Here is a 24,045-nt window from a genome sequence, read left to right on the forward strand (position 1 = left end):
CGGCCTCGTTCGCCCTCCACTCCCCCTTCCGTTTGCCCACTCCCCTCCGCCTCCGCTGCCCTCCACCAGCCCGCCCCATTCTCATCGACGGCGCGCATGCCCCGTCATCGACCGACTGTCGCCGGGCCGAGCGAGGGTGGCCGGCCACCGTCGCTCGGCCCGGCGACAGTCGGTCGATGGAGCGAGGCCGGGACCGAAGGGCGACGGCCCCGCCACATCGTGACCCAAGGGCAACCGGCCGCCCTGGTGCCGCCCCCAGGGAAAGCGCAGAATCTGGCCATGAGGCCCTCCGGCGCGCGGTTCAGCCGCGACACGGGGCGGCGGACGCCGCTCGCCGCCGCGCTGGGCCTTGCGCTGGGCCTTGAACTGCTCCTCGGTGCGTGCAGCGGACCCGGTACGGGCACTGGTACCGCCGGGCCGGGCGGTCCCGCCGAGAACCCCGGCATCGTGCCCACGGAGACGGCGCCGACGCTGGTTGCCTCCTCTGGACCTCTCGCTCCCAAGCCGGTGCCCACCGCCCACGCCGCCGCCCCGGAGCCGTCGCCGTCACCGTCGACCACGCGGCCGCCGTCCGCCGCCCCGGCAACCGCGACCGAGCCGGCACCGAGCCTGTCCACCACGCCCACGCCAGCACCGGGCCCGAGCTCCGCGGCGTCCGGTGTGCCCGCCGCCTGGCGTGGTCAGGACGTCGAGGTGCTGCCGACGTCGTCGAACGTGGTGGCGCTGACCTTCGACGGTGGTGGGTCGGACGCGGGTGTGGCCTCGGTGCTGGCCACGCTGGACCGCTACGACGTGCCGGCGACCTTCTTCGTCACCGGCGCCTTCGCCCGCGCCTACCCCGAGGCGGTGCGGTTGATGGCCGCCGCCGGACACCCGGTGGGCAACCACTCCGACACCCACCCGTCGTTCCCGGACAGCACGAATAGCGAGATCCGTGACCAGCTGGGAAGCGCCGAGGCGTCGATCGCCGCGGTGACCGGCCGCAGCACCAAGCCGCTGTTCCGCTTCCCGTTCGGCGCCCGCACGCCCGCGGACATCGCCATCGTCAACGACGCCGGGTACATCCCCTTCCGCTGGACCGTGGACTCGCTCGGCTGGCAGGGCACCGCCAAGGGGCTCACCGCCGACGGCGTGCGCCAGCGGGTGCTCGACGCCGCCCGCCCTGGGGAGATCGTGCTCATGCACGTCGGCGCCAACCCGGACGACGGCACCACCTTCGACGCCGACGCGCTGCCCGGCATCATCGAGGGCTTCCAGGCCATGGGGTACGGGTTCGTGAACCTGCGGGAGTTCGTGGGCTGAGCAGCCGGCTCCGCAGGAGTCCCGCTCGCGTCGCCGCGAGCCGCGCGCTCAGCCCGCCTGCGCCAGCGTGTGCCCGGCGAGGTCCTCCTCGAGGTCGCCGGTCTCCCCCGCGGCCACGGCCCGCCGGCCCAGCACGATCGTGTAGGCCCAGTACCCGGCGAGCACCAGCGCACCGATGGCGACCTTCGCCCAGCCCGGCAGTGCCGACGGCGTCACGAAGCCCTCCACCAGCCCGGAGACGGCGAGCACGAGCACCAGCCCGACCGCCACGGTGATCAGCGCCCGGCCCTCCTCGGCCAGCGCCCGGGCCCGTGTGCGCCGGCCCGGCGCCACCGCCGTCCAGAACAGCTTCAGCCCCGTGCCACCGGCGATGAAGATCGCCGTGAGCTCCATGAGGCCGTGCGGGAGGATCAGCCCGAAGAACACCGTCAGGTCTCCGTGGGCCGCCATGATCGCACCCGCCTGCCCCACGCCGATCGCGTTGGCGCCGAGCACGTAGACGGGAAAGACCCCGGTGATGCCCAGGCCGATGCACTGGGCGGCGATCCAGGCGTTGTTGGTCCACACCTGTGCGGCGAAGTCCGGCGCGGGGAAGTTGGAGTAGTACGCGGCGAAGGCCTCGTCGGCGTACCGCTCGAGCTCCGCCGGGCTGCCCAGACCGGCCAGGACCGCCGGCGTGCTCGCGGTCCACGCGCCCACGACGACGGCGAGCGCCACGAACGCCACCATCACCACAACCGTCCACCACCGCACCCGGTAGAACGCGGCGGGCAGCGAGACGACGAAGAAGCGGGCGACGTCGGACAGGCGCAGCTCGTGGGCGCCGGCGATCCGGCCGCGGGCCAGCCCGAGCAGGGCGGACAGGCGCCCGACGAGGTACGGGTCGGGGGCGGCGGTGCGCACGGCGGAGAGGTGCCCGGCGGTGGCTTGGTAGAGGCGCACGAGCTCGTCGGCCTCGGCACCGGTCAGCCGCCGCTGCTTGCTGAGCTGCTCGAGCCGATCCCAGTCGGCCTCGTGCACCGCGGCGAAGGCGTCGGTGTCCACAGCCGTTACCCTGCCACACATGACCACCCCCTCCCGGCGCACCGGTCCGGAGGCCGCACTGACACGTGCCCGGCTCCACGAGGACCTCATCGTCACCGGGGAGGCCGTGGCGCTGGAGGTGCGGCCCACCTCCGTGGGCCTGCGGGTGCTCGGGGCGATGGTCGACGCCGTCGTCTACGTTCTCGCGGCCGTGGGGCTGATCGCGCTGGCCACCCAACTGCTCGAGGGACTGAACGAGGCCCAGCTGGGCGTGGTGCAGGTGAGTACCTTCGCCGTCGTCATGGTGATCGCGCCGACGGCGGTCGAGACGCTCAGCCGCGGGCGGTCCCTGGGCAAGCTCGCCACCGGCATCCGGGTGGTCCGCGACGACGGCGGACCGGTGCGTCTGCGGCACGCGCTGGCGCGGGCGCTGACCGGCGTGGGCGAGCTGTGGCTGTCGGCCGGCTCGATCGCCGTCATCGCGGCGGCGGTGAACAAGCGCGGCAAACGGCTCGGCGACCTCCTCGCCGGCACCTACGCGGTGCGGGTGCGCGAGGGCGCCCGCCGCCCCGCCCCGCTGATGATGCCGCCGGAGCTGGCCGCGTGGGCGGCCGGCGCGGACATCCGGGCCCTGCCGGACGGTCTGGGGCTCGCCGCACGCACCTACGCCTCGCGTACCTCGATGACCCCGCAGCACCGGGCCGAGCTGGGCGCGCGGCTGGCCGCGCAGGTGGAGCCGTTCGTGGCCCCGCCGCCGCCCTGGGGCACCGCGCCCGAGCGATTCCTCACCGCGGTGCTCGTGGCGCGGCGGGACCGGGAGTACGCGGCCGGGCTGCGCGCGCGGGAGCGGGAGACGACCGAGGCGGCGCAGATCGCCCGCCTCCCCCACGAGATCCCCGGCTGACCGGCCCCAGCCCCGCGAGACGTCAACTCCTCCACGAGACGTCAGGTCCTCCACGAGACGTCAAGTCCTCCACGAGACGTCACCGGCCGCGTTCCTATCGCACGCGCACGGCCAGGCCCGGGTAGTCGACCACCAGCCCGGCACCGTCGAACCGAAGCTCATGGGCCGTGTCGAACGTCGGCGCGGCATAGGCGAACCGTCGCTCACCCCCTGGCAACCGCTCGTAGGTCTGCTCGAGCCGTTCCACGGCGAGTCCGTCCGCACGGACGTACGCCGCGGGCGCGGCCGCCGGCTCGCCTGGCGCCAGCGGCAAACGGTGGACCGGCAGAGAGTTGGTCATCGCCGAGGCCTCGAGGTCGACGTCCAGGCAACCCTGCAGCCGAGGCGCCGGGCGCCCGTCCACCCGCCAGCTGCCGTGGGCGTCGCCCTCCAGCTCGACGTGGAACAGCCCGGCCACGGACCGCGAGGTCACCCGGGCGTGCAGGGTGCGCCATCCGGCGTCGACCTCGATCGTGTACTCCACTATCCACGCCTGACCAGCCTCAACGGCGGCGGTGCTGCCCTGCAACCGCCAGCCAGACCCGTGCCGCCGGAAGAACGTGACTTCGAACCCCTCGCGTGCGTCGTTATGACGCCAGGCGGCCACTGACGGTGGCGACTGCCAGGCGCCAGCCGCTGCAGACGGCGTCGGTGCCGTCACTGGGCGTCCCTCCGAAGTGGTGACACCGGCGAGCACGCGCCCGCCCTAGACCGGCCCGGGCCGGCGCCTCGTGATGTGAGAGCGACGAGCCACGCGGCCATGACATCTCGCGGAGGAGTTGACATCTCGACATCTCGCGGAGGAGTTGACATCTCGCCGGCATGTTGGCGGAGGCCTCTCAGAACCGCACCTCCTCGACGGGCACGATCGCCACGCCCTCGGCGGCGAGCTCCTCCTCGACGGCGCGCGCCAGCTCGGTGGCCGGGGCCTCGTCGTCGTACGTGGCGTGCGCGCCGCTGGGGATCGTCACGCGGAAGCCGGCCTGCAGGGCCGAGCGGCTGGTGGCGCGCACGCAGTAGTCGCTCTGCATGCCGGCGATGACGAGGTGGTCGACGCCGCGGCCGCGCAGGGTGTCGGCGAGGTCGTCGTTGGCGGCGAACGTGTCGGAGGCGGTCTTGCGCAGCGTGAGCTCGCCGGGCCGGGTGTCGAAGACCAGCCCCCAGCCGGCGGTTCCCGGCTCGTCGGGGTACCCAGGACGGCCGTCGTTCTGCACGTGGATCACCGGGCTGCCGGCCGCCCGGGCCCGGGCGAGGAGGTCCGCGAGCGCGGCGCGCACGGTCGTGGCCGCCGGTACCGCGCCGGCGCCCTCGAGCACGGTGCGTTGGGCGTCGAGCACGAGCAGCGCCGTCGTCATGACCATCAGTGTCGCCCCCGACGGCGGCGCGAACCAGAGCGAATTGTGCCTTCTCCCGGACCACCTGTGACTTCTCGACACCAACTGAACACGCGTGTAGCGTCTTGAACATGAGTTCAGCCCGGTCCTCGCGGACCGCGGCGGACCTGACCGCCCGGGCCCGGATCCGCGACGCGGCCATCCGTCGCTTCGCCACGGAGGGCATGAACGCCTCGCTCCGCAGGGTCGCCGCGGACGCCGGGGTCAGCGCGGCACTGATCCTTCACCACTTCGGCTCGCGCGCCGGACTGCGCACGGCCTGCGACGAGCACGTGCTCGCCGAGATCCGCGAGACCAAGTCCGCGGTGCTCGGCACGGGGGGCGGCAACGGCGGCGCCGCGGGCGTCATGCTGGCGCAGCTCGCCCAGGTCGAGGGCTACGCCCCGCTGGTGGGTTACGTCCTGCGCTGCATGCAGTCCGGCGGCACGCTCGCGGCCGACTTCGTCGAGCACCTCGTCGCCGACGCCGTCGCCTACCTCGAGGAGGCGGTGGCCGCCGGCACCGTCCGGCCCAGCCGCGGTCCGGAGGCCCGGGCCCGGCTGCTGGTCGAGCAGGGCATCGGCGCCCTCCTCCTCCAGCTCCCCGCCCACCAGGACCACCTCGACCTCCGGGAGCTGCCCGGCTGGCTGCGTGGCTACATGGACCGCATCGCCCTGCCGCTCCTCGAGCTTTACACCGAACCCCTGCTCATGGACGCCAGCCTGCTCGACGCCTACCTCGCGACGAGCACCCCCGCACATCCGGCCGACCCATCCCCCATCCGGAGCTCCTCATGACCGATCTTGCCCTCGAGGCCCGCGGCCTCGAGAAGTCCTTCGGCACCACCCGCGCCCTCGACGGCTTCGACCTGACCGTGCGCACCGGCGAGGTCGCCGGCTTCCTCGGACCCAACGGCGCCGGGAAGTCGACAACCATCCGCGTGCTGCTCGGGCTGCTGCGCGCCGACGCCGGCACCGCCCGGGTGCTTGGCCGCGACCCGTGGGTGGACGCCGTCGACGTGCACCGCCGCTCCGCCTACGTGGCCGGTGACACCACCCTGTGGCCCAACCTCACCGGCGGGGAGACCATCGACCTGCTCACCCGCCTGCACGGCGGCCCGGCCCGCACCCGACGGCGCGCCGAGCTGCTCGAGCGGTTCGAGCTCGACCCCACCAAGAAGGCCCGCACCTACTCCAAGGGCAACCGGCAGAAGGTGGCCCTCGTCGCGGCGCTGGCCTCCGACGCCGAGCTGTTCCTGCTCGACGAGCCGACCGCCGGCCTCGACCCCCTCATGGAGGCCGTCTTCACCGACGAGGTGCGCGCGCTGCAGAGTCAGGGGCGCACGGTGCTGCTCTCCAGCCACATCCTCGCCGAGGTGGAGAAGCTCTGCGACACCGTGACGATCATCCGCGCGGGCCGCGCCGTCGAGACCGGCACCCTCGCCCAGCTGCGCCATCTCACCCGCTCCACCATCACCGCGACGACGACGGCGGACCTTGCCTCCCTGCGCACGTTGCCCGGGGTCCACCACCTGACCCATTCGGGCGGCTACCTCGCCTTCGACGTCGACGACGTGCACATCGCCGCCGTCCTACGGGTGCTGGCCGACACGGGCGTGCAGAACCTCACCATCGCCCCGCCGTCGCTGGAGGAGCTCTTCCTGCGCCACTACGGCGACGAGCTCCGCGCACCCGAGGAGGTACCGGTGCGATGACCGTCACGCTCACCGCTCCCCCGCCCGGCGTGACGGCGCGCGGGCGGCGCACGAACCGGCCGTGGTCCGGCACCGGCGCCCTGGTGCGGCTGTACCTGCGCCTGGACCGGGTGCGGATCGTCATCTGGGTGCTCGCCCTCGGCCTGACCGTCGCCGCGACGGTGCCCGCGCTCGAGACCGCCTATCCCGACGCCGCGGCCCGCCAGACCCGCGCCACCCTCATGTCCAACCCGTCCGCCGTCCTCATGAGCGGACCCAGCTTCGGCCTGGACCACTACACCTTCGGCGCCATGGTCGCCAACGAGGTGAGCCTGACGGTGCTCGTCGCGACCTCGATCATGGCCATCCTGCTCGTCGCGCGTCACACCCGCGCCGACGAGGAGGCCGGCCGCACCGAGGTCCTGCGAGCCCTGCCGGTGGGCCGCTACGCCCCTGCCGCCGCGGCACTCGCAGCCGTGACCGTCGCCACCCTCGCCGTCGGCGCCGCGGTCGCCGCCGGGCTGGCGAGCGCCGGCCTAGAGACGGCGAGCTCGCTCGCGATGGGCCTGGGAACGGCGCTGACGGGGCTGGTGTTCGGCGCCGTCGCCGCGGTGACGACGCAGCTGACCGCGCACGCCCGGGCCGCGTCGGGCATGGCGATGGCGGTGCTGGGGGCGGCGTTCCTGGTCCGCGGCGTCGGCGACATCCTCCACACCGGCGGGTCCTGGCTGTCCTGGTTCTCCCCGCTCGCGTGGGCCCAGCAGACCCGGCTGTTCGTGGACCTGCGCTGGTGGCCGCTCGGGGTCTCCCTCGCGGCGACCCTGGTGCTGCTCGCCGTCGCCGTCTCCCTCGCCCAGCGTCGGGACCTCGGTGCCGGCCTGCTGACCGGCCGGCCCGGCCCCGCCGTCGCCCCCGCCTCGCTGCTCTCCCCGGTGGGCGTGGCCCGGCGGCTCCTGCGCGGCTCGTTCGCGGGCTGGGGCACGGGCCTGCTGTTCTTCGCCGTCGCCTTCGGTGCCCTGGCGAACTCCCTGAAGGACGCCGTCGCCGACCTGCCCAATCTGGGCCAGTGGATCGGCGCCGGCGCCGCGCTGGACGACCTGACCGCCACGTTCGCCGCGGCCATGCTCTCCTTCCTGGTGCTCGCGGTCGCGGCGTTCGCCGTCTCAGCGGTGCTGCGCCTGCGCGCGGAGGAGGAGGCCGGGCGCACCGAGCTGGTGCTGGCCTCGGGCACGTCACGGCCCGGCTGGCTGGGCGGGTGGCTGACGGTCGTGGCGGCGCAGACGCTCGTGCTGCTCGTCATCGCCGGGTCGGGCCTGGGCCTGGGCATGGCGGTGGTGACCGCGGATGCCGGCTGGGTGGGCCGCCTGGCCGTGGGCGCGCTGGCCTACCTGCCGGCGGTGGCCGTGATCGCCGGGCTCGCGGTGGCGCTCGTGGGCCTGCTGCCGCGCCTGGCCGCGCTGGTCTGGGTGCTGGTGGCCTACGTCATCTTCGTGACGTGGTTCGGCGGCCTGCTGAACCTGCCCGGGTGGGCGCACGACCTCTCGCCGCTGGCCCGCACACCGTACGTGCCGGTCGAGGACGTCGCGGCCGGTCCGCTGGTTGGTCTGGCGGTCGTCGCGGTGGTGCTGGTGGGGCTCGGGTTCGTCGGGTTCCGACGGCGCGACCTGGGCGGGTAGGCCAGGCGCCGGAAGCGGCCGGAAGCGGCCGGTCGCGCCGCGCGCGGGTCTTGGCGGCACGCGCGCCCGGTCCGCCACCCGCCCGTGCCGCGAACGACAGCGCTCGGCGAGGGCGGCCGGCGCGGCACGGCGGCCCCGGAGTCACGCCCTGTGAGGCTCCCCACCGTTTCCGCGCAGGGGCTGTGGCGGACCACCTCGCCGGGTTAGCGTCGACATCAATCCGCTACGGACGTGCCCGCGAGGGCGGCGCCAGTCGCACGGCGGTACTCTCGAATCCGACGGCGCGGGGCCATCTTCCTCCCCGCGGCAGAAGCCCGGAGAAGCGATGACGCGTCAGCTCGTGGTGACCGCGGACGATCTCGGCCTCGGCCCGCAGACCAACGCCGCGGTCGTCGACCTGCTCGCCGAGGGCCGTGCCCTGACCTCCACGACGCTCATGACCGTGGCGCCCGGCGCGGCCGACGCCGTCGCGCGCGTCCGGTCCGCCGGCATCGCCGCGCCGCGCCTGCACGTCACGATGACCAGCGCCCGCGAGATGAGCCCGTGGCGCCCGCTCGCCACCGACGTACCCACCCTGACCGACGGCCGCGGCACCTTCCACGCCGCGCTCGGTCGCCTCACCGGCACCGCCACCCCGGAGGACGTCACCCGGGAGATGACGGCGCAGCTGGCGTGGATGCGCGCCGCCGGCCTGCAGCCCGCGGCGCTCGACTCGCACTCGGGCATCCTCTACGGCGCGCGCGGCAAGAGCCTGCTCACCACCGCGATCGACTTCTGCGCCGACAACGGCCTCGGCTTCCGCCTGCCCCGCCGCCTGCCCCGGCTGGTCGACCTCGCCTGGCGCGGCCGCATCCGGCGGCGCTACGACGAGGGCGTGGCCCTGGCCGAGGCGCACGGCGTCCGGCTCCCCGAGACCATCGTCGGCTGCTGGCTGCCCGGCCGGCTGCTGCTCAGCTACGCCCAGCTGCGCGCGAACGTGCTCAGCCAGCTGCGCCAGCTGCCCGAGGGCATCTCCGAGCTGATCCTGCACCCCGCCCCCGAGGGCGTGGCGCGCCGGCTCGACCGGGCCGAGGGCCGCAAGCGGGTCTGGGAGCTACGGCTCCTGCGCGACCCGCTGTTCCTGCGCACGCTACGCAGCGAGGGCATCGGGCTCGTCCCGGCCTGGTGAGCCGCAGCCTTCTGGCCGAGTCAGCCTTGCGCGTGGCGGGCCATGAGCCGCAGGCGGTCAGGCCCGGTCCGGCCCGTCCGGCGTGAGGCTCGACGGCGCAGCTTCCGCGGGCGGTACCGTGTCCCCCGCCAAGGCGGGCTCCGCCGTCGGGCCTGCGGATGCCCTTTGGCCGGCAAGCGGCATCGGCGCCGCCCTCAGCTCGTCGTAGCGCACCGCGACCAGCCCGGCCACGATGAGAACACCACCGAGCAGCTGGACCGGCAGCGGCAGCTCCCCGATGAGCAGCCAGGAGAAGAGCACCGCGAACATCACCTCGGTGAGCCCGAAGAACGAGGCGATCTTCGAGCCCAGCCGCCGCGTGCCGGCGATGCCGGTGGCGTAGGCGAACGCCGTCGCGATGAGCGACAGGGCCGCGAGCGGGACCAGCCAGTGCACCTGCGTGCCCGCGAGCTCGACCGGCACGGCCCGCGCCCGCATCGGCATGATCCCCACCAGGCCGGCCAGCCCCAACGCGACGGTGGCCACCACCATGGCGCCGGCCGCCATCACCAGCGGCGGCAGCCCGGTGGCCGGGCGCGCGGAGAGCACGAAGTACGTGGCCAGCCCGACGGCGGCACCCAGCCCCCACAGCACGCCGCCGAGGTCGATGCGCAGGCCGCCGGTGACGTCGAGGACGAGCACCAGCCCCGCGAGCGCGAGCGCGATCCCGAGCAGGGTGAACCGCCGGGGGCGCTGGGCGTGGCGCACCCACAGCCACAGGACGACCAGCAGGAACCCGAGGTACTCCAGCAGCAGCGCCACCCCCACGGACAGGGTGGTCACCGCGTTGAAGAAGAAGAGCTGGCAGGCGGCCATGGCGATGAGGCCGTAGGTGATGATCAGCCCGGCGTTGCGGCGCAGCAGGTACCAGCGCCCGCGCAGGGCCAGCAGGGCCGGTCCGAGGAGGACGACGGCGGCCCCCGCCACCCGGGCCGTGACGGCCGCGCCGGGGCTCCAGCCGACCTCGAGCAGCGACTTCGCGAAGGCGCCGGAGGTGCCGAACGCTGCGGCGGAGGCGAGCGCGAACCACATGCCGGCGCGCAGGCGTCCCTGGTCGATGCTCACGGTTCTCCTGTTCTCGCCCTGGCCCCGACGCGCACCGGGACGGCGGCATGATGATGTCAGGAGTCAAACTCGTTACACTGCTGACAGTACTCGGACGTGGGAGAGGGGGTCAACGTGGTCTTCGCTCGCGACACGGAGGTCGCCCTGGCGACCGCGGCGTCCCTGGTCAACACCCGCGGACGGGACGAGGACCGGCTCACCACGGCCGCCGAGCTGGACGAGTTCCTCGCCGGATGGGAGTTCACCGGGGCCCGCACCCACGACGCCGTCGAGCTGGCAGCGGTGCGCGACCTGCGGCCGGTGCTGCGCCGGCTGTGGACGGCCGGCGACCCGGACGTCGTCGCCGCGGGCGTCAACGCCCTGCTGGCCGAGGCCGGTGCGCTGCCGCAGCTGGTGCGGCACGACGGCTGGGACTGGCACCTGCACGCCACCCCCCAGCAAGCCCCGCTGGCCACGCGGATGGCGGTGGAGGCGGCGATGGCGCTGGCCGACGTCGTCCGGGCCGGTGAGCTCGACCGGCTGCGGGTGTGCGCCGGCGAGCACTGCGCGGACCTGGTCGTGGACCTCTCGCGCAACCGCTCACGGCGCTACTGCGACTCCGGCTGCGGCAACCGCGCCAACGTGGCGGCCTACCGGGCACGGCGGGCGGTGCCCTGAGCCAACCTCCTCACGCGAGATGTCATCTTCTCCGCGAGACGTCATGACATGTCGCGGAGAAGATGACATCTCGCCGGGCGCGGGGTCAGTGCGGCGGCAGGTGCGCCGGGTCACCGTGATCGCGACGGCGCAGCATCGGCGCCACCACGAGCGCGGCGACGACCGCCAGCACACCCATGAGGGCCACCATGGCGAACCCGCCGCCGGAGCCGTCGGCGTCGATGAGCGAGCCTGCGACCGAGGAGCCCACGGACACGCCCACGTTCACGCCGGTGCTCAGCCAGGTCAGGCCCTCCGTGAGGCGGTGCCGGTCGACGATGTGCTGGACCATCGAGTTGCCGTTGATGATCGTCGGCGAGATCGCGAACCCGGTGACGAACATGACCGCACCCATGACGGCGAGGCTGTCGACCAGGAGAAAAAGCGCCGTGCCGACGGCGAGCGCCACCACCCCGGCGAGGAAGCGCCGCCAGGCGGGCCCGGTCCAGGTGTGCGCGCCATAGAGCAGGCCCGCGATCACCGACCCGAGAGAGAAGATGCCGAGCAGCACGCCGGCGGCACCTGGGCGGCCGTGCTCGGCGGTGAACGCGACGATCGCGACGTCCGTGGCGCCGAAGATGCCGCCGACGAACATGAACACCACGACGATCCCGGCGAGCGCGCCGGAGCGCATCACGCTGCCGGTGCGCGCCGCCGTGACGGACGCGGGCTGGACGGGCGGCTCCGTGCCGCGCTGGCCGAGGAAGGCGTAGCCGCCGACGGCGATCACCACGGCCGCGACCACGACGCCAGACCAGGGGGCGACGGAGGTGGCCAGGGTGGTGGCGACCACCGGCCCGAGGACGAACGTCGCCTCGTCGAGCGCGGACTCCAGCGAGTAGGCCCGGTGCAGGTCCCTCGGGGTCCGGACCGCACGGGTCCAGCGGGCGCGCACGAGCGCACCGATGGAGCCGATGGTCGCGCCGGAGAGGACGGCGCAGGCGTAGACCGTCCACAGCGGGGCGCCGAGCACGGCGGCGACGGCGAGCCCGGCCAGGCCCAGCGCGGAGACGGTGACGGCCGGGGTCATCACCCTGGCCTGCCCGCGGCGGTCCACCAGCCGGGCGAGCTGGGGTGCACAGATTGCCTGGGCGATGACGAACGTGGCCGACACCGTGCCGGCGGTGGCGTAGGAGCCGGTCAGGTTCGCCAGCATCAGGACGATGCCGATGCCCACCATGGAGACGGGGAACCGGGCGAGGAAGCCCGCCGCCGAGAACGCCAAGGCGCCGGGCAGCGCGAGGATCTGGCGATAAGAATTGGGCACCGCACGATTCTTCCATCGCCGCTGTGGGCGCGATATGGGGCCGATGGTGAGTTTCCGCACCGGACGGGTCCGGACCGTAGAGGCGCAACCGCGCAGGACGCTAGGTTCTCGACGAGGACGAGCGCGGAAGAGAGAGGACGCTGATGGCCTACTTCGAGCGCGTCGGCGCGTCCGCTTTCCGCGCCACCGGGCACGTCGGCGGGGCATGGAGGACCGACGAGCAGCACATCGCCCCGGCGCTCGGGCTGCTGGCCCACGCCGTCGAGCTGGACCGTGATGCGCGCCGCGACGACTCCCTGGTGGTGGGGCGCCTGTCCTACGACATCCTCGGCACGATCCCCATCGACGTCGTCGAGACCTCGGTGCGGGTGGTGCGCCCGGGCCGGACCGTCGAGCTGGTGGAGGCCACCCTCGGCCACGACGGGCGCGACGCGGTGCTGCTGCGCGCCTGGCTCATGCGGCCGGGCGACACCACCCGCGTCCACGCCACACCGCTGCCACGGATCACCCCACCGGCCGACATGCCGGTCTGGGATGCCTCGACCGTCTGGCCCGGCGGATTCGTCGCCTCGGCGGAGGTGCGGCGCGAGCAGGTGGAACCCGGCCGGGCGGCGTTCTGGGTGCGCACCCCGCTCCCGCTCGTGCACGGCGAGGAGGTCAGCCGGCTGGCCAGTGCCGCCGGCCTGTTCGACATCGCCAACGGAATGACCGTGCGCGTCGATCCCAGGGATGTCGCCTTCCCCAACGTCGACCTGACCGCGCACCTCTTCACCCAGCCCCGGGGCGACTGGCTCGGTTTCGACACCACGGTGTCCTTCGGGCCGAGCGGCCTCGGGCTCACCAGCAGCGTCATCCACGATTCCGGCGGGCCAATCGGCACGATCGCCCAGATCCTCACCGTCCGCCCCTGACGGCAGCGAGGTCGGGCCGGAGCTGCGCCGGGACGGACGACGGCGGCCGGCCGGACGTCAGCGGGTGTCGCCCAGGCGCCGCCGCCACCACCGCCGCACGCCGCCGGGCGGCGCGGCGTCGTCGGCCGGGGGCGCGGGCGCGGCGTCGTCGGCCGCTGGCGCGGCGTCGTCCGCACCGGCTCCTCCCGGCTGCCGACGCCGGTTCGGCCACTTGACGGGGAGATGGACCGAGTCAGGGTCCGGCAGCCTCCACTGCCGCCAGTGGGCCAGGATGCTCACCCCGGCGCCGACGATGATGGCTGCTAGCATCCCCAGGTTGTCCAGGCCTTGGCTGTGCAGGGGGATCGTCACCAGGCACGCGAACACGGCCGGCGTCGCGTAGAGCGTGTTGCCCCCGAAGACCGCCGGCACCTGCCCGACCGCGACGTCGCGGATCATGCCGCCGCCGACCGCCGTCGTCACGCCCAGCAGGATGGCCGGCAGGACGCCCAGCCCGGCCGCGAGCGCCTTGGTCGCGCCCGTCGCGGACCAGCACCCCAGGACGATGCCGTCCGCGACGAGGAACGTCCGGGTCCACCACCGGCCCTTGAGCGGCACGAAGAAGGCGACGGCGGCGCCGGCCAGGGCGGTGGCGAGGTAGTAGGGGTCGGTCAGAGCGACAGGCGTGCCGACCTGCAGCAGGGTGTCGCGCAGCATGCCGCCGCCCAGCGCGGAGACGATGGCGAGGATCGCGAAGCCGACGAGGTCGAAGCGTCGCTGGCGGGCGATGGTGCCGCCGAGCACCCCGTTGAGGAACACGCCGGTGAGGTCGATGCCCCGGAAGACGTTCGGGAGCACCTCACCGAGCTGTGCTGTCACGTCCGCGGCCACACCCGATAGTGTCCCCGCCCGGGCGCGAGGGCAAAGACCGCAACGCGGTGGCAGGGGCGGCACCGGCCGCGCTACCACAGCCGTGCTCCCGCGATGCGCGCCGTGCGCGCCGGGGGGATGCTGGGCGGACGACGGCGGCACAGGTGCCTGCCTGCCTGCGGTGCCCGGCGCGACAGCGCAGAGCACCTCCACACCGTCATGCGCGACAGCGCAGCGCGCCTCGACATCGTGCGGAACGCTGGCGCCACGACGCAGGTCACCACAACAACGGAGAGTGAGATGAGCGCACCAAGCGCGGAGGCGGTCCTTGGCGCCCAGGCGACCATCCGGGACTGGCAGGAGAACGTCTACCGCGACCTTCACGCTCATCCGGAGCTCGGTCACCAGGAGGAGCGCACCGCCGGGCTCGTCGCCGGAGAGCTGCGCGATCTGGGCTTCGAGGTCCACGAGAACGTGGGCACCACGGGTGTGGTGGGGGTGCTCACCAACGGGGACGGTCCGGTGGTGCTGATGCGCGCGGACATGGACGCACTGCCCGTGGCGGAGGCCACCGGGCTCCCCTACGCCAGCACGGCGCACGCCACCGACGGCGACGGCAAGGACGTCCCCGTCATGCACGCGTGCGGGCACGACGTCCACGTCGCCTGCCTGCTCGGCGCGGCCCGGTTGCTCGCGTCGTCCCGGCCGGCGTGGTCGGGCACGTTCGTGGCGCTGTTCCAGCCCGCCGAGGAGCTCGCCGACGGCGCGAGGAGCATGGTCGACGGCGGCCTGGCCTCGCTCATCCCGACGCCGGACGTGGCCCTGGCCCAGCACGTGCTCGCCTACCCGTCCGGGACCGTGGGCACCCACGCCGGGCCGTTCCTCTCCCTCGCCGAGAGCGTCCGGATCACGGTCTACGGCCGGGGCAGCCACGGCTCCATGCCGCACCTGTCGGTCGACCCGGCGGTCCTCGCCGCGATGATCGTGGTCCGGCTCCAGACCGTGGTCGCCCGCGAGATGACGCCGGGCGAGTTCGCGGTGCTGACCGTCGGCCGGATCGCGGTGGGCACCAAGAGCAACATCATCGACGACCACGCCGTGCTCGAGCTCAACCTGCGCGCCTACAGCGACGCGGCCCGCGCACGAATGCGCACCGCCATCGAGCGCATCGTCCGCGGCGAGTGCGCCGCCTCCGGGTCGCCGAAGGAGCCCGACTTCGAGACCTATGACCGTTACCCGCTCACCGACAACGACCCCGCCGTCACCGCCCGGGTCGCGCAGGCCTTCCGGGTCCACTTCGGGCAGGCGGCCGGCGACTTCGGCCGGCAGACGGCGAGCGAGGACTTCACCGACATCCCCACCGCGCTGGATGTCCCCTACACCTACTGGGCGCTCGGCGGGATCGACGCCCAGGTGTACGAGGCCGCCGCCGCACGCGGCACCGTGAGCGAGGACATCCCCGGCAACCACTCGCCACGGTTCGCCCCGGTCATCCAGCCGACCCTCGAGACCGGCACGGCCGCCGTCGTGGTGGCCGCCCTGGCGTGGTTGGGCACGTAGCGGGCGTGGCTGAGCACGCAGCAGGAGTGGCAGGGCGGTTCGGGCGGTAAGCGTTAGTCCCTACGAGAGCCGTCGGGTGATGTGAACCGTGACCTCGTCACCGATGTCCTTGCCCAGCTGCTTGCGGAGCTTGGCGCTGATCGAGAGCATGTGGCCCCCCGTGCCCGTCGGCATGAACGCAGCGGTGAGCGGCACGCCGTCGACCGTCGCGACGACCTTGACCGACCGGCCGGTTCCGAAGAGCTCGGTGGAGCCGGGCATCTCCACACACGCCCACATCTCCCCCTTGACCTCGACGCCGATGGGCGCCGAGAACTCATGGTCGAGAACCTGTGTCGTGGACATCGCGTACCTCTCCTCGCGGGATGGTCCCCCGCAACGTAGATCACACCACCGACGTCGGCCTCCTTTCCAGCTGCTTTCGTCCGATGCGGCATACTGGACGGGCCGACAACTGAATAGCCACCGAACCGCGGCGGGAGAGTCCCGCAGTTGCGGGCGCCGAAGGAGCAACCTCCCCGGGAATCTCTCAGGCCCCCAAGACCGCCGCTGGCGAGGCTCCTCTGGAAAGAAACCCCTCGGGGTTCACCGACGGTGTAAGCGGGTTTCGGCCCGCGAAAGCTCTCAGGTCCGAATGACAGAGCGGGGAACACCCACCCGCTGGCGCACCCTGACGCGCTCGTTCCCTGAGGAGTTCTGTGGCTCTGACTTCACATGCGCCCGCGCGCGTGCCGGAGACCGTTCGTCCCGGCCTCGCGCCATCCCCCGCCGCGCCGGCCCGCCTCGCGCCATCCCCCGCCGCGCCGGCCCGCCTCGCGCCATCCCCCGCCGCGCCGGCCCGCCGTGCGGCAACCACCACCACGCCGGCCCGCCGTGCGGCAACCACCAGCACGCCGGCCCGTCCGGCGGCTGCCCAGGCTGAGCCGTCGGCCACCCCAGGGCCCAACCGGCGGCTCGGCGTGCTCGCGATCGTCCTGTCCGCCACCGGCATGGGCTTCGCCGGGGTGTTCGGGCGGCTGGCGTCGCCGTCCGGCGCGGTGATCGGCGAGGCGCTGACGATGGGTCGCATGCTGGTCGGCGCGCTGGGGATGCTGACAATCCTGGCGGTGGCACGGCGGCTCGGTGTCCTGCGCCGCACCCGGCTGTCGTGGTCGGTCGTGCTCGGTGGGGTGTTCCTGGGAATCTCGCTGGCGACGCTGCTGTCCGCGACCGTGCTTATCGACCTCGCGCTCGCGGTGGCGCTGCACTACCTCGGCCCGGTCGTGGCGACCGTGCTCGCGCGCGTGCTGCTCAAGGAGTCGCTCAGCCGCCTGGAGCTGGTCTCCCTCGGCATCAGCTTCGTGGGCATGATGCTGGCCGCCGGGCTGCTCGGCGGGCAGTCTGCCGCGGCCTCCGAGGACTGGGTCCTGGGCATCGTGCTGGGCGTGGTGTCCGGCCTCACGTACGGCGCCGCGCTGCTGTGCTACCGGTACCGCGCCGACATGCCCTCGGACGTGCGCAGCTTCTGGAACTTCTTCTTCGGCACGGTGGGGACCGCGGCGCTGGTCGTTGTCACGCGGCCGGACCTGTCGGGGATGACGGCGACCCACTGGGTGTGGGCGGTCGCGTTCTTCCTGGTCTGCGGGCTGCTGGCCCTGGGGCTGCTGGTGGTCGCCGGCAAGCACCTGCGGGCATTCGAGCTCTCGAGTCTGTCCTACTGGGAGGTCGTGGTGGCGCTCCTGCTCGGGGCGGCCGTGTTCAGCGAGGCCATCTCGCCGCTCGCGGCCATCGGGGCCACGCTCATCGTCGCGGCGGCGGTCATCCCGCTGGTGGCGAGCCGGCATGCCCGAACGGCCTGAGCGGCCGCACACGCACGCTGCGGCCAAGCTCAGTCCTGCAGCCGTATCGCCTGGCGCCAGGTCAGGGCGGTGCCGCCCTGCATCACGGCGCGCTGGTAGATCCGCTCGCCCAGCCGCAGCAGCAGGTACGCGGCGGCGACCGTCAGGAGCAGCGAGGCCACCGGCTCCCACAGCGCGACGTCGTCCTTGAGCAGGCGGATCGGCATGGCCACCGAGGAGACGATCGGCACGTAGGAGGCGCCGGCTAGCCAGGGGCCCTCGGCGAACAGGCCGGCGAACAGCGCGACCATGATGATGCCGATGACCGGCCCGGTGTTGGACTGCAGGTCCTCGCTGCGGCTGGCGAGAGAGCCGAGCACGGCCCAGACGGACGCCAGCGCGAAGAAGCCGGCGATGAAGAAGACGATGAACCAGCCGGACGCACCCAGCAGCCAGCCGAGGTCCTTGGCCATCCCGGCCACGTTGACCGCCACCAGGGCGACGACGGCGTACAGCGCCACCTGCGCCAGGGCGAGGACGGAGTTGCCCAGCACCTTGCCGTAGAGAAGCTGGCGGATGGGGATCGCCGTCGCAAGGATTTCCACCACCCGGTTCTGCTTCTCCTCGAGGACGGAGCTCGCTATCGCCATGCCGAAGACGATCGCCGCCATGTAGAAGAGGAAGGCGAACGCGAAGCCCGCGGCGTTCGCCATGCCGCCGTGGTCGTTCGCGCCGAGCAGCTCGGTCTCGACCGCCGACCCGGCGGTGAGCACGTCGACGGTGGTCCCCGCCGCCTCGGCATTCGCGTCGAGGACGACGGCTGCGGCGGCGGCGCTCAGCGCCCCGCTGAGGGGGGTGCTCACCTCGTCCAGCCCGACCAGCGTCCAGCCGTCCTCCTCCTGTAGGAGGGCGGCGTCCACCTCCCTGGCGCGCACGGCGTCGCGGGCGGCGGCCGGGTCGGCGACCTCGACGGCCTCGAGCGTGTCGCCGGAGTCGTCGGTGGAGATCGCCGGCTCTGCGCGCTCGACCACGTCGCGTGCGGCGTCGGTGGCGACGGCCACGGTGTGGTCGGTGGTACGCGAGCCCATATAGGCGGAGATGCCGACGCCGGCGACGATCATCACGAGTGTGATCACCGTGGAGATCAGGAAGCTCCGGTCGGTGAGCTTGACCATGATCTCGCGCACGGTTACCACGAGCCACGGGTTCTTCACGCCCGCGGCGGGCACGGCCACGTCGGGGTCCCGCGTGGCGAGGGGTGTGGTGAGGGTGCTCATCGGGTGACCTCCCGGTAGATCTCGGACAGGGTCGGCCGGAGCGGGGTGAACTCCCGCAGGCCTCGCGCCACGGCGTGGCTTAGGACGCGGTCACGGATGGCGTCGTCGAGCTCGACGATGCCCTGGGAACCGTCGATGTCGACGACCTGGACGCCGGGCTCCTCACGCAGCCAGCCGGCATCGGGCTCGGTGGCGATGCGGAAGCGGCGAGGCCCGCGGGCGCGCAGCTCCTCGCTGGTTCCACCGGCCATGAGCGTGCCGTCGGAGAGGACCACCAGGGAGTCGCACAGCCGGTCCACCAGGTCGAGCTGGTGGCTGGAGAAGAGCACCGGCACGCCCTCGCGGAGCCGGTCGCGCAGGAGGTCGACCATGGAGTCGACGGCGACCGGGTCCAGACCGGAGAACGGCTCGTCGAGGATCAGCGCCGTCGGGCCATGCAGGAGTGAGGCGACGATCTGCACGCGCTGCTGGTTTCCCAGGGAGAGGGACTCGAGCTTGTCCTTGAGACGGTCGCCGAGGCCGAAGCGGTCGAGCATGCGGGTGGCCTCGGTCGTGGCGTCGCGGCGGGTCATGCCGCGCAGCTGGCCCAGGTAGGTGAGCTGATCGATGACCGTCTGCTTGGGGTACAGGCCGCGCTCCTCTGGCATGTAGCCGAAGCGGGCGCGGTCGGCGGCGGTGATGGGCCGCCCGCCCCACAGCACCTCGCCGCCGTGCACGGCGAGGACGCCCATGATCATGCGCATCGTGGTGGTCTTCCCGGCGCCGTTGGCGCCGACGAAGCCGGTCATCCGGCCGGGCTCGACGACGAACGAGACGTCGTCGACGGCGGTCTTGTTGCCGAACGTCCTGGTGAGGTGCCGCACCTCGAGCGCGGTCGGCGTGTGGTGGCTCATCCGGGTCCCCTTTCTGGTCCGGCATCAGCCTAGGAATCGGCCGGTGCCCGCCGCTTCCGTCGCCGGGCGGACTCCCCCACGACGGAGGCCTCCCCCACGCGGCGGAGGCGGGCCGCGGCGACGCCAGACCGGGGCGCCGTCAGGCGTCGCCCGCGAGGCCCGCGCGGTACGCGAAGACCACTGCCTGGACGCGGTCGCGGGAGTCGGTCTTGGCGAGGATGTTCGAGACGTAGGTCTTCACCGTCGACTCTCCTAGGTACAGCCGCCCGGCGATCTCCGCGTTGGACAGGCCCTCGGCGAGCAGGCCCAGGACCTCCCGCTCGCGCGGGCTGAGGGTCGCGACCGCCCGGCGCACCTCGGCGGCCGGCACGGGCGCCGGCCGCGCGGCAGCCTGGCCGGTGCGTCGACCCGCGTCGTCCCCGACCAGGCGCGAGATCACCTTGAGCGTCACCTCGGGTGCGAGCAGGGCATGGCCGCCGGCGACCGCGTGAACGGCGTCGACGAGGTCGTCGGGGTCGGCATTCTTGAGGAGGAATCCGCTGGCGCCGGCGGCGAGGGCGTCGAAGAGGTAGTCCTCGCGGTCGAACGTGGTCAGGATGATGACTCGGCCGAGCCCACGCGCGACGACCTCGCGGGTCGCCTCGATGCCATCCATCACCGGCATCTGGACGTCCATGAGCACCACGTCCGCCGGGTGCTCCGTGAGTGCGGCGAGCGCCTCGCGGCCGTTCGCCGCCTGCCCGACCACCTCGACGTCGTCCTCGACCGAGAGCACCATGGCGAAGCCGGAGCGCACGAGGGCGTGGTCGTCGACGAGCAGGACGCGGACGGGGTCGGACACGGGACTCCTTGGGGTGGCGACGGGCGGTTGGCGGGACGGGGTGGCGGTGTGGCCGGTGGTCAGGAGCCGCGGCGCAGCGGGAGACGCACCCGGACGCGCCAGCCGAAGACCTGCGCGCGTGGCCCGATCTCCGCCTCCCCGCCGTGGAGGTGCACCCGCTCGCGGATGCCGCGCAGGCCGTACCCGGAGCCGGCGCTGCCCGGCCGGGGCTGACCGTCGTCCACGACCTCCACCTCGGCCCAGCCGGCGCCGTCGGCGCCGCCCGTGCGGAGGGTCACCTGCGCTCGCGTAGCGGTGCTGTGCCGCACGACGTTGGCGAGGGACTCCTGCGCGGTGCGGTACAGCGACAGCGCGACCGGGCCCGGCACGCCGTCGAGGTCGCCGGGCCGCTGCTCCACCGCCGCCAGCTCGACGGCGAGCCCGGGACGCGCCTGCGACACCACGAGGTCGCGGAGCTCCGCCAGACCCGGCTCGGGGGCGCGCCCGCCGTCGCCGCCGCGCACGGTGTCCGTCTCGCTGCGCAGCACCCCGAGGAGCGAGCGCATCTCGCCGACGGCGCTGCGGCTGGCGTCCTCGATGGTACGCAGCGCCTCGGCGGCGGCGTCGGGCGCGCGGGTGAGCACCTTGCGGGCGGCGCCGGCCTGCACCCCGATGACCGAGACGTGGTGGGCGACCACGTCGTGCAGCTCGCGGGCGATGCGCAGGCGCTCGTCCATCACCGCGCGGCGGGCAAGCTCCGCAGCCTGCTCGCGGATGCGCTCGGCCTGAGCGGCCATCCGCTCGCGGCGCAGCGCCCCGCGCCAGGAGGTCCGCCCGACGGCGATGGCGCCGCCGAAGTACAGAAGGTTCACGGCGGCGGTGTAGAGCACGGCAGCCGTCAGCTGGGACAGCGGCCCCTGGGGCACCTCGTAGGCCTTCAGCATCTCGGCGTAGCCCGAGGTGACCGTGAACCCGATGACGAGCCAGAGCGTCATCGTCAGGAGCACGAGGCCCATCGCGATCCACAGCAGGCGCCGGTCTCGTGCCCAGGCGACGGCGGCGTACAGCGCCGCGAAGTACGCCACCTGGAAGGTGAGCTGCCCCGCCATCTCCGTGCTGAGGTACGACAGCACGACGAACCCGACGCTGGAGCCCACGAGGACGGCGAGGGGGAAGCGGCGCCGCACGGCGAGCGGGAGGATCATGACGGTTACGGCGACATAGGCGCGCCACGCCGCCTCGCCCTCGGCGCGCAACCCCATGTTCTTCGTCAGCAGCGTCATCCCGAGGGCGACGGCGAGGAACGCGGCCATGCCCACGACGTCGTTGCGCAGCTGTGCCAAGCCTGGCCGTGGCCGCTCCCACAGGGGGTCGGCTGGGTCGTTGAGCCAGGCGTTCAGCCGTTCCGGCACGGCTACGCGCACGGAGACGGGCAGGTCCATGTCCCGAACCCTAGCGACCCCGTACCAGAGGCGGCTCCGCCTTCCGGCGGAGCCCCGAACAGGCCGAGGGCCAACGGCGGGCCCGCCTCCCCCGTGCGGCGGAGGGGGCAGCACCGTGCCTGGCCCACCCGGTTGCTCGGGTCGGCGTCGCCGTCGTCAGCGACGCCTGCATACGAGCAGTCGTTTCGCCCCAGGCTGAGAGCTCGACGTCGATCGTCACCGCCTGACGGACGGCAGCCCCGGCAGGTCCCTGCGGCCGCGCCGGTCGGCCCCGGCACACGTGCCGGGGCCGCCGTCGCGGGACAGACCGGCGAGAGGATGACATCTCGCCGGAAAGGCTGTCAGTCCACCCGGTTGGCGTATGCCGGGACCGTGAGGAACGTCGGGTACTCCTCGCCCAGCGCCACCTCCGTGAACAGCTCGGCGGCCTGGGTGATGCGGGCGCGGCGGCCGCCGTCCGCCCCCGTCTCGCCGAGCTCGCCGGGCCCGTCCGGCTCCCCCGCCTCACCCAGCAGGATCGCCGTCTCCTCACTCAGGATCTTCTCGACCAGCTCCCGGGTGACCGTCCGACCGTCCGCGAGCGCCGTGCCGTGGTGAATCCACTGCCACACCTGCGACCGCGAGATCTCCGCCGTCGCCGCGTCCTCCATGAGCCCGAAGATCCCGACGGCGCCGCGGCCTTCCAGCCATGCCTCGAGGTAGCGCAGGGCCACGGCGACGTTCGTGCGCAGCCCCTCGGCGGTGACGGCCCCCGGGGTGGCGGCGACGTCGAGCAGCTCGGCCGCGCCCACCCGCACGTCGTCGCGCTTGCGGCCCATCTGGTGCGGCATGAAGCCCAGGGTGGCGTCGAAGACGTCCGCCACCGCGCCCACCATGCCCGGGTGCGCCACCCACGAGCCGTCGAACCCGGCGGCGGCCTCGCGGGACTTGTCCTCGCGGACCTTGGCGAACACCACCGCGTCGCGCTCGGGGTCCTTGGAGGGGATGAACGCGGACATCCCGCCGATCGCGTGCGCGCCGCGTCGGTGGCAGGTGCGCACCAGCAGCTCGGTGTAGGCGCGCATGAACGGCACCGTCATGGTCACGTCCGCCCGGTCGGGCAGCACGAACTCGGGCCGGGTCCGGAAGTTCTTGATGACCGAGAAGATGTAGTCCCACCGGCCGGCGTTCAGTCCGGCGGAGTGCTCGCGCAGCTCGTAGAGGATCTCCTCCATCTCGAACGCCGCGGTGATGGTCTCGATCAGGACCGTCGCGCGGATCGCGCCGCGCTCGAGCCCTAGGTAGTCCTCGGCGAAGGCGAACACGTCGTTCCACAGCCGCGCCTCGAGGTGGTTCTCGAGCTTGGCGAGGTAGAAGTACGGGCCCGCGCCGCGGCGCAGGAGCTCCTTGGCGTTGTGGAAGAAGTACAGCCCGAAGTCGACCAGCCCGCCCACCATGACCTGCCCGTCCACCCGCAGGTGCTTCTCGGTCAGGTGCCACCCGCGGGGGCGCACGACGATCGTGGCCAGCTCGCCGTCGCGCAGGGCGTACCGCTTGCCCGTGGGCCCGGTGAAGGTGATGTCGCGGCGGATCGCGTCGCGCAGGTTCACCTGCCCGTCGACCACGTTGGCGAAGTGCGGGGTGTTGGCGTCCTCGAGGTCGGCCAGCCACACCTTCGCGCCGGAGTTCAGGGCGTTGATGGTCATCTTCCGCTCGGTGGGCCCGGTGATCTCCACGCGCCGGTCCTCCAGGCCCGGCGCCGGCGGCGGCACCTGCCAGGACGGGTCCCGGCGGATGTGCGCGGTCTCGGCCCGGAAGTCCAGGGTGGCGCCGTCGGCCAGGGCCCGACGGCGGCGCTGGCGTTCGGCGAGCAGGTCCGCCCGGCGGGGGGCGAACCGGGTGTGCAGCTCGGCGAGGAACTTCAGCGCCGCCGGCGTGAGGATCTCCGCGGCACCCGGCACCGCCGGACCGACCACCTCCACGGCCGGCGCGCCCCCTGCGCGCGCCGTGTGAAAGCGCCAACCCCGAGGCGCCGAGATGTCATCTTCTCCGTGAGAAGTCATGACATGTCGCGGAGAAGATGACATCTCGCGGGCACTTTGCGCGGAGGCCGGCGACGGCGCGCTGGGGACGCTCGGTGCGACGACGTGCAGCGGGGACGCGGCGGCGGCGCGCCGGGGCGGGGCGACGGCGAGGCTGTGGGTGGTGGGTCCGGCGATGGTCATGGCCGTGTCCTCTCTTGGCGCTGCTCG

General features: G+C 73.4%; 22 protein-coding genes and 1 riboswitch. Of the genes, 10 read left to right on the top strand and 12 right to left on the bottom strand.

Annotated elements, in window-relative coordinates:
* Positions 1-279 precede the first annotated feature (279 nt).
* Positions 280-1,302, top strand: coding sequence for a polysaccharide deacetylase family protein (locus FE374_RS20115; RefSeq protein WP_139929753.1), 1,023 nt, complete (start codon positions 280-282; stop codon positions 1,300-1,302).
* Positions 1,303-1,350: 48 nt separating this feature from the next.
* Here the strand turns inward: FE374_RS20115 and FE374_RS13820 are convergent, their stop codons facing one another.
* Positions 1,351-2,346 (bottom strand): stage II sporulation protein M, encoded by a 996-nt coding sequence (locus FE374_RS13820; RefSeq protein WP_139929754.1) that lies wholly within the window; start codon positions 2,344-2,346, stop codon positions 1,351-1,353.
* 19 nt (positions 2,347-2,365) lie between these two features.
* Here FE374_RS13820 and FE374_RS13825 point away from each other — a divergent pair, with 19 nt between their 5' ends.
* Positions 2,366-3,229 (top strand): RDD family protein, encoded by an 864-nt coding sequence (locus FE374_RS13825; RefSeq protein ID WP_139929755.1) that lies wholly within the window; start codon positions 2,366-2,368, stop codon positions 3,227-3,229.
* Positions 3,230-3,323: 94 nt separating this feature from the next.
* Here FE374_RS13825 and FE374_RS13830 read toward each other — a convergent pair whose 3' ends face one another.
* Both FE374_RS13830 and FE374_RS13835 read right to left on the bottom strand, forming a co-directional pair.
* Positions 3,324-3,965: a putative glycolipid-binding domain-containing protein gene (locus tag FE374_RS13830; RefSeq protein ID WP_330998418.1), complete on the bottom strand. Its 642-nt coding sequence runs from the start codon at positions 3,963-3,965 to the stop codon at positions 3,324-3,326.
* A gap of 142 nt (positions 3,966-4,107) precedes the next feature.
* Positions 4,108-4,623 (bottom strand): isochorismatase family protein, encoded by a 516-nt coding sequence (locus FE374_RS13835; RefSeq protein WP_139929759.1) that lies wholly within the window; start codon positions 4,621-4,623, stop codon positions 4,108-4,110.
* 110 nt (positions 4,624-4,733) lie between these two features.
* Between FE374_RS13835 and FE374_RS13840 the strand changes: the two genes are divergently transcribed.
* From FE374_RS13840 to FE374_RS13855, 4 genes are all read left to right on the top strand, one after another.
* Positions 4,734-5,438 (top strand): TetR/AcrR family transcriptional regulator, encoded by a 705-nt coding sequence (locus FE374_RS13840; protein ID WP_139929761.1) that lies wholly within the window; start codon positions 4,734-4,736, stop codon positions 5,436-5,438.
* Positions 5,435-6,355, top strand: a complete 921-nt coding sequence (locus FE374_RS13845) for an ABC transporter ATP-binding protein (RefSeq protein ID WP_139929763.1) — start codon at positions 5,435-5,437, stop codon at positions 6,353-6,355. Before FE374_RS13840 ends, FE374_RS13845 begins: the two co-directional genes overlap by 4 nt.
* Positions 6,352-8,010 carry an ABC transporter permease gene (locus FE374_RS13850; RefSeq protein ID WP_139929764.1) on the top strand — a complete coding sequence of 553 codons (1,659 nt, stop codon included), beginning with the start codon at positions 6,352-6,354 and terminating at the stop codon, positions 8,008-8,010. Before FE374_RS13845 ends, FE374_RS13850 begins: the two co-directional genes overlap by 4 nt.
* Positions 8,011-8,335: 325 nt before the next feature.
* Positions 8,336-9,178, top strand: a complete 843-nt coding sequence (locus FE374_RS13855) for a carbohydrate deacetylase (protein ID WP_139929766.1) — start codon at positions 8,336-8,338, stop codon at positions 9,176-9,178.
* A 57-nt stretch (positions 9,179-9,235) separates the two neighbouring features.
* On the opposite strand, the gene FE374_RS13860 is transcribed toward FE374_RS13855, so the two are convergent.
* Positions 9,236-10,282 (bottom strand): EamA family transporter, encoded by a 1,047-nt coding sequence (locus FE374_RS13860; RefSeq protein ID WP_230978316.1) that lies wholly within the window; start codon positions 10,280-10,282, stop codon positions 9,236-9,238.
* 114 nt (positions 10,283-10,396) lie between these two features.
* On the opposite strand from FE374_RS13860, the gene FE374_RS13865 reads away from it, so the two are divergent.
* Positions 10,397-10,939 (top strand): CGNR zinc finger domain-containing protein, encoded by a 543-nt coding sequence (locus FE374_RS13865; RefSeq protein WP_139931603.1) that lies wholly within the window; start codon positions 10,397-10,399, stop codon positions 10,937-10,939.
* Between the two features lie 85 nt (positions 10,940-11,024).
* Here the strand turns inward: FE374_RS13865 and FE374_RS13870 are convergent, their stop codons facing one another.
* On the bottom strand, positions 11,025-12,245 hold the full coding sequence (locus FE374_RS13870; RefSeq protein ID WP_230978317.1) for an MFS transporter: 1,221 nt from the start codon (positions 12,243-12,245) through the stop codon (positions 11,025-11,027).
* A gap of 143 nt (positions 12,246-12,388) precedes the next feature.
* Here FE374_RS13870 and FE374_RS13875 point away from each other — a divergent pair, with 143 nt between their 5' ends.
* Complete coding sequence (locus FE374_RS13875; protein ID WP_139929770.1) at positions 12,389-13,156, top strand: thioesterase family protein; 768 nt, start codon at positions 12,389-12,391, stop codon at positions 13,154-13,156.
* Between the two features lie 57 nt (positions 13,157-13,213).
* On the opposite strand, the gene FE374_RS13880 is transcribed toward FE374_RS13875, so the two are convergent.
* Positions 13,214-14,026, bottom strand: a complete 813-nt coding sequence (locus FE374_RS13880) for a trimeric intracellular cation channel family protein (protein WP_230978318.1) — start codon at positions 14,024-14,026, stop codon at positions 13,214-13,216.
* Between the two features lie 279 nt (positions 14,027-14,305).
* Here FE374_RS13880 and FE374_RS13885 point away from each other — a divergent pair, with 279 nt between their 5' ends.
* Positions 14,306-15,565 carry an amidohydrolase gene (locus tag FE374_RS13885; protein ID WP_139929774.1) on the top strand — a complete coding sequence of 420 codons (1,260 nt, stop codon included), beginning with the start codon at positions 14,306-14,308 and terminating at the stop codon, positions 15,563-15,565.
* 60 nt (positions 15,566-15,625) lie between these two features.
* On the opposite strand, the gene FE374_RS13890 is transcribed toward FE374_RS13885, so the two are convergent.
* A complete protein-coding gene (locus tag FE374_RS13890) occupies positions 15,626-15,910 on the bottom strand; it encodes a DUF1905 domain-containing protein (RefSeq protein ID WP_139929776.1) in 285 nt (94 codons plus the stop codon).
* 121 nt (positions 15,911-16,031) lie between these two features.
* Positions 16,032-16,121, top strand: a riboswitch (glycine riboswitch).
* Positions 16,122-16,524: 403 nt separating this feature from the next.
* Between FE374_RS13890 and FE374_RS13895 the strand changes: the two genes are divergently transcribed.
* Complete coding sequence (locus FE374_RS13895; RefSeq protein ID WP_223173543.1) at positions 16,525-17,403, top strand: DMT family transporter; 879 nt, start codon at positions 16,525-16,527, stop codon at positions 17,401-17,403.
* A 29-nt stretch (positions 17,404-17,432) separates the two neighbouring features.
* Here FE374_RS13895 and FE374_RS13900 read toward each other — a convergent pair whose 3' ends face one another.
* The 5 genes from FE374_RS13900 to aceB form a co-directional block, all read right to left on the bottom strand.
* On the bottom strand, positions 17,433-18,659 hold the full coding sequence (locus FE374_RS13900) for an ABC transporter permease (protein WP_139929778.1): 1,227 nt from the start codon (positions 18,657-18,659) through the stop codon (positions 17,433-17,435).
* Positions 18,656-19,552, bottom strand: coding sequence for an ABC transporter ATP-binding protein (locus tag FE374_RS13905; RefSeq protein WP_139929780.1), 897 nt, complete (start codon positions 19,550-19,552; stop codon positions 18,656-18,658). Before FE374_RS13905 ends, FE374_RS13900 begins: the two co-directional genes overlap by 4 nt.
* Before the next feature lie 139 nt (positions 19,553-19,691).
* Positions 19,692-20,393, bottom strand: coding sequence for a response regulator (locus tag FE374_RS13910; protein ID WP_139929782.1), 702 nt, complete (start codon positions 20,391-20,393; stop codon positions 19,692-19,694).
* Positions 20,394-20,452: 59 nt separating this feature from the next.
* The gene (locus FE374_RS13915) at positions 20,453-21,814 is read right to left on the bottom strand and encodes a sensor histidine kinase (RefSeq protein ID WP_139929784.1); all 1,362 of its coding nucleotides are present in this window, start codon (positions 21,812-21,814) and stop codon (positions 20,453-20,455) included.
* Positions 21,815-22,155: 341 nt separating this feature from the next.
* Positions 22,156-24,018 carry a malate synthase A gene (gene aceB / locus FE374_RS13920; RefSeq protein WP_230978319.1) on the bottom strand — a complete coding sequence of 621 codons (1,863 nt, stop codon included), beginning with the start codon at positions 24,016-24,018 and terminating at the stop codon, positions 22,156-22,158.
* Positions 24,019-24,045: the final 27 nt, after the last annotated feature.

It is taken from the genome of Georgenia yuyongxinii (genome assembly GCF_006352065.1).
In the GTDB taxonomy this organism is placed as follows: Bacteria; Actinomycetota; Actinomycetes; order Actinomycetales; family Actinomycetaceae; genus Georgenia; species Georgenia yuyongxinii.

Coding starts and splice junctions, on each gene's coding strand:
- FE374_RS13825 (WP_139929755.1), top strand. CDS start 2,366: ATGACCACCCCCTCCCGGCGCACCGGTCCGGAGGCCGCACTGACACGT.
- FE374_RS13840 (WP_139929761.1), top strand. CDS start 4,734: ATGAGTTCAGCCCGGTCCTCGCGGACCGCGGCGGACCTGACCGCCCGG.
- FE374_RS13845 (WP_139929763.1), top strand. CDS start 5,435: ATGACCGATCTTGCCCTCGAGGCCCGCGGCCTCGAGAAGTCCTTCGGC.
- FE374_RS13915 (WP_139929784.1), bottom strand. CDS start 21,814: ATGGACCTGCCCGTCTCCGTGCGCGTAGCCGTGCCGGAACGGCTGAAC.
- FE374_RS13875 (WP_139929770.1), top strand. CDS start 12,389: ATGGCCTACTTCGAGCGCGTCGGCGCGTCCGCTTTCCGCGCCACCGGG.
- FE374_RS13900 (WP_139929778.1), bottom strand. CDS start 18,659: ATGAGCACCCTCACCACACCCCTCGCCACGCGGGACCCCGACGTGGCC.
- aceB (WP_230978319.1), bottom strand. CDS start 24,018: ATGACCATCGCCGGACCCACCACCCACAGCCTCGCCGTCGCCCCGCCC.
- FE374_RS13850 (WP_139929764.1), top strand. CDS start 6,352: ATGACCGTCACGCTCACCGCTCCCCCGCCCGGCGTGACGGCGCGCGGG.
- FE374_RS13855 (WP_139929766.1), top strand. CDS start 8,336: ATGACGCGTCAGCTCGTGGTGACCGCGGACGATCTCGGCCTCGGCCCG.
- FE374_RS13905 (WP_139929780.1), bottom strand. CDS start 19,552: ATGAGCCACCACACGCCGACCGCGCTCGAGGTGCGGCACCTCACCAGG.
- FE374_RS13885 (WP_139929774.1), top strand. CDS start 14,306: ATGAGCGCACCAAGCGCGGAGGCGGTCCTTGGCGCCCAGGCGACCATC.
- FE374_RS20115 (WP_139929753.1), top strand. CDS start 280: ATGAGGCCCTCCGGCGCGCGGTTCAGCCGCGACACGGGGCGGCGGACG.
- FE374_RS13890 (WP_139929776.1), bottom strand. CDS start 15,910: ATGTCCACGACACAGGTTCTCGACCATGAGTTCTCGGCGCCCATCGGC.
- FE374_RS13835 (WP_139929759.1), bottom strand. CDS start 4,623: ATGACGACGGCGCTGCTCGTGCTCGACGCCCAACGCACCGTGCTCGAG.